Source organism: Acetomicrobium mobile, from assembly GCF_937920065.1.
In genome coordinates this window covers 1-2943 of sequence record NZ_CALETC010000107.1, presented here as the reverse complement: position 1 = coordinate 2943, position 2943 = coordinate 1, and the positions used below count along the sequence as shown (strand labels likewise).

General features: G+C 49.4%; 7 protein-coding genes. All 7 read left to right on the top strand.

What is annotated here, in order from left to right; all coding sequences use genetic code 11:
- Positions 1–1058: MFS transporter (locus Q7P41_RS04620; protein WP_303882512.1), on the top strand; the 1058-nt coding region annotated here is incomplete at its 5' end.
- A gap of 27 nt (positions 1059–1085) precedes the next feature.
- On the top strand, positions 1086–1391 hold the full coding sequence (locus Q7P41_RS04615) for a hypothetical protein (RefSeq protein WP_303882511.1): 306 nt from the start codon (positions 1086–1088) through the stop codon (positions 1389–1391).
- A 24-nt stretch (positions 1392–1415) separates the two neighbouring features.
- Complete coding sequence (locus Q7P41_RS04610) at positions 1416–1715, top strand: Fic family protein (RefSeq protein WP_303882508.1); 300 nt, start codon at positions 1416–1418, stop codon at positions 1713–1715.
- Between the two features lie 452 nt (positions 1716–2167).
- Complete coding sequence (locus tag Q7P41_RS04605) at positions 2168–2299, top strand: hypothetical protein (protein WP_303882507.1); 132 nt, start codon at positions 2168–2170, stop codon at positions 2297–2299.
- Entirely contained in the window at positions 2265–2411 is a 147-nt protein-coding gene (locus Q7P41_RS04600; protein ID WP_369693136.1) for a four helix bundle protein, read from the top strand. The genes Q7P41_RS04605 and Q7P41_RS04600 overlap by 35 nt, the downstream gene beginning before the upstream one ends.
- A 32-nt stretch (positions 2412–2443) precedes the next feature.
- Positions 2444–2608 (top strand): hypothetical protein, encoded by a 165-nt coding sequence (locus tag Q7P41_RS04595; RefSeq protein WP_303882504.1) that lies wholly within the window; start codon positions 2444–2446, stop codon positions 2606–2608.
- Between the two features lie 41 nt (positions 2609–2649).
- A partial coding sequence (locus tag Q7P41_RS04590; RefSeq protein ID WP_303882502.1) for a type I restriction-modification system subunit M N-terminal domain-containing protein occupies positions 2650–2943 on the top strand: 294 nt, incomplete at its 3' end.

Genomic DNA, 2943 nt, shown 5'->3' with positions numbered 1-2943 from the left:
CGAGTGCCGGAATAGTCGGATTTGTCGCAGGATTTGGAGAGCTTCTAGGTTATGCCGTGCGCATTTTTTCCGGTCGCTTGGCCGATCGGTCCAAGGCATATTGGCCGCTGGTCTTTTTGGGGTATGGTCTCATCTTGTGTGTTCCCCTGCTCGCAGTGGCGCCCTCGTGGAAGATAGCTGCCCTATTTATTTTGGGAGAACGGCTCGGAAAGGCCATCAGAAGCCCTGCAAGGGATGCTTTGCTTTCATATGCTACCAAACAGGTGGGGAGAGGTTGGGGTTTTGGGATTCATGAGGCGATGGACCAAATAGGCGCTATAATCGGTCCGCTTATAATGTCCCTTGCTTTATACCTCGGCTTGGGTTTTAGAGGGGGATTTTCACTTCTCTTTGTACCTGCAGTGTTGATTTTGCTTGTATTGACTCTCGTGAAAAAGACGACTCCGGCTCCCCAGAGTTTCGAGGTGGAAGAAGAGGCAAAGGGGGAAGAGGAAAAGGAAGCCAAATTGCCAAGGGTATTTTGGCGATATATGTTGTTCGTCTGTCTTGCTGGAGTGGGACTCATACCATTTCAGATAATGGCCTATCACATGAAATCGGGAGCATTCGTCTCTGACGTGAGCATACCGATATATTATGCCATTGCCATGGGAATAGATGCCCTGTTTGCCTTGATAGTCGGAAGGTTGTATGACAGCATTGGCTTGAGGTGCCTTCTTTTCGTTCCCGTTTTTACCCTACCCATACCGCTTTTTGCCTTTGCCAGAGATCCAATATCCTTGGGCCTTGGCGTCGGATTATGGGGTTTGGTAATGGCTGTTCACGAGACTATAATGCGAGCGGCTATAGCCGATATCGTTCCGCCTGCCCGCAGGGGAACCGCTTACGGCATATTCAACGCTGCATACGGTATTTCTCTTTTTTGCGGAAGTTTTATTATAGGGCGGCTCTACGACAAAGCGCTGGCTTACGTAATCCTCTTCGTTTTGCTGGCTGTGCTCCTTTCCTATATGGCTTTTGTTATGTTTTTGGGAAAGCACAGGCAGTATCAAAAATGACCGGAAAAAACAAAAGGAGTGGCAGGTTTGGCAAAGATACACCTTATTAAATTGAAAGGGCTTTGGGAGTTGGGTTTTGCTCTTGATGAACATACGATCAGCAGTCAATTCATAGGATGCGATGAATCAGGAAAAGAGCGGTTTCAGACGGAACGCAGCGTGATGGAGGATTTGCTCTATCGTTTAAAGTGCCAGTCAGACATCGCAGTTATTCCCGAGATGCGGACCACCGCCAACGACTACCTTGAGCGCCTCAGAAACTCCGAGTGGTTTTCCCTCCGCCAGCTCGCCCAGGAAATCGGCATGGAGTACCCGGAGGTGCTTCGGGGGTAGGGGGAGCAGGTTTTCCGGGCATTCTTGCCTGATAAGACGCCAGTCACCAGGGAACGAGGTCCCAAGTTTGTCCCAAGCGGCATCTGTATTTCCCTGCTTGAAATCGCAAGTAATCCCATATCGACAGGGATGTTGATGAAGGCCGCGGGACAGACAAACAGGACCCGGTTCCGTAAGAGCATCTTGCGCCCACACCTGGAGGCCAGGCTGATCGAAATGACAATTTTGGATAAACTTCGAAGTAGCAAACAGAAATACCGACTTACAAAAACAGACCGCGAGTTACTGGAGAAGCATCCCGAAGGAGAAAAAAGAAATGAATAAAAACTTCCAACGACAACACCAACAAGGGATATTCGATCCCGAAGAGACAAGATCAAGCCCCTAAACTGCTGCAAAAAGATCGTTTGAAACAGCTGGCAGCTGGCGGTCAAGAACCTCATCAAGGATGCGCTGGAAGCAAATACGGGAGAGGAACGGAAAGAAAGGCTTCAGTGAAACAAACAGTCAACATGGCTCAACCGAGGCCGTAGCGGTGAGTATTTAACCGGGTCCGAATTTACTACGGTTCTCGGACTTGACTCTTTCAAAATTCTTTTTATACGTGAAATAGTAGAGCGATAAGTCTCTTGACATCAACTGTCACTAACTATAAATTAAAGTATAATAATACTAATTCTAACTCGCGACACTGGAGGCGCTTCCGCAAGGAAATCATTTGCCTCTGCATGTAAGAGATACACTGCTAAACGCAAGAAAGACGGAGGAGCTAGGTAATGGCGGAACCCTTGGTAGATCAAGTACTGCGAAAGATCGGCGAAGCTCGCAAACTTTATCACCGCCTAATTCTAATGGTGGGCCCGCCGGGCAGCGATCTCCGTTATCTCCAGCATAGCGGTAGGATTTGAACGTCGGACGGATACAGAGTTTGCACGATTTCTTGTCATGGTAAAGGCCTTGGCAAGTGAAATCAAGGCACAGTTCTACATTGCTTTGGACCAGCTTCGCAAAATTCGGTAACATCTATCGGCCTCACCGTCAAAGGGAGGCGCATGAGTAGCGAAGCAAATAGCGAAATGGCATTGCGCTATTATTGCACAATTGGCCAAGCGGCTGAAATAAGCCGGACAATAATCTGGAACGGCCAGCTTATTGGCAAATCCGTCAGCATGAGCTTGAAATGGCTGGAGCACAAAGCCGCAAGAAGCATGCGATGATGGTATTTTTAACTGCGAGGTACATGAGGAGAAGGAAAACAATGGAAGTATCTCAACTGACCTGGATCACCAATTTCATTTGGGGCATCGCCGACGACGTGCTGCGCGACCTCTACGTGCGTGGCAAGTACCGTGACGTCATTCTCCCGATGACCGTGATCCGCCGATTGGATGCGGTATTGGAGCCCACCAAGCGGGCCGTGCTCGATTTGAAAGCTTTGCTCGACAAAGCTGGGATCGTACACCAGGACGCTGCTCTGCGACAGGCCGCTGGTCAAGCCTTCTACAACACCTCCCCTTTCACGCTACGCGACCTCAAGGCGCGTGCCAGCCGC

What these genes read in the sequence shown, in the direction of transcription:
- Q7P41_RS04595 (WP_303882504.1), top strand. Translation starts at nt 2,444, where the DNA reads ATGAGTAGCGAAGCAAATAGCGAAATGGCATTGCGCTATTATTGCACA.
- Q7P41_RS04605 (WP_303882507.1), top strand. Translation starts at nt 2,168, where the DNA reads ATGGCGGAACCCTTGGTAGATCAAGTACTGCGAAAGATCGGCGAAGCT.